Annotated in this window: 1 protein-coding gene and 1 pseudogene; both read left to right on the top strand. The window is 59.6% G+C overall.

Annotated features, from left to right (window positions below; translation table 11 throughout):
* A pseudogene (locus tag QLG12_RS07175) lies at positions 1-108 on the top strand (type VI secretion system tube protein Hcp); the annotation flags it as partial.
* A gap of 131 nt (positions 109-239) precedes the next feature.
* Positions 240-715 (top strand): contractile injection system protein, VgrG/Pvc8 family (locus QLG12_RS07170; RefSeq protein ID WP_282474223.1); only part of this gene is annotated, 476 nt, incomplete at its 3' end.

The raw sequence follows: 715 nt of genomic DNA, 5'->3' as shown, positions 1-715 counted from the left end.
CACTTCACCCACCTGGAAGAAGTGCAGTTCACCTACCGCAAAATCACCTGGACCCACGAAGTATCCGGTACTTCGGGTTCCGATGACTGGCGTGCTCCAGTCGTTTAATTACGGCTGATCGTTTCAAGCATCGGCCAGCTCTGCTGGTCGATGTTGTTTACGCCCCTCCAGAATTTCGCGTACGTTGACCCGCTTTGCCGGCGTCGACGAGCGCCGCTGTACAGCACGAGGAACAAGGGATGTTCGCGCCGGCCAATGAAACCCACTTTGCCCTGACCATCGAAGGTCTTTCCGCCGACTTTCAGGTGTTTACCCTGACCGGCCGGGAAGCCATCAGCCAGCCTTTCGTATTCGAGGTGGAGCTGGTCAGTGAGCAGCCGTCGCTGGACCTCGAAACCCTGCTGCACAAACCGGCCTTTTTGCAGCTGTCGCCCGACGGCAGCGGCATCCACGGCCTGATCTACCGCGCCGCGCAAGGCGATTCCGGCAAGCGCCTGACGCGCTACTCCGTGACCCTGCGCCCGCAACTGGCGTACCTGGCGCACCGGATCAACCAGCGGATCTTCCAGAACCTCAGCGTGCCGAAAATCATCGGCAAGGTCCTTGAAGAACACGGTATCCAGGGCAACGCCTACGCCTTCCAGACCGGCTCGATCTACCCCGATCGCATTTACTGCGTGCAGTACGACGAATCGGACCTGCATTTCATCCAGCG

Origin of the sequence: Pseudomonas sp. V88_4 (assembly GCF_029967985.1) — a bacterium.
Lineage (GTDB): Bacteria > Pseudomonadota > Gammaproteobacteria > Pseudomonadales > Pseudomonadaceae > Aquipseudomonas > Aquipseudomonas glycinae.
The sequence above is the reverse complement of the archived record's forward strand: the minus strand, read 5'-3'. Positions and strand labels throughout refer to the sequence as shown.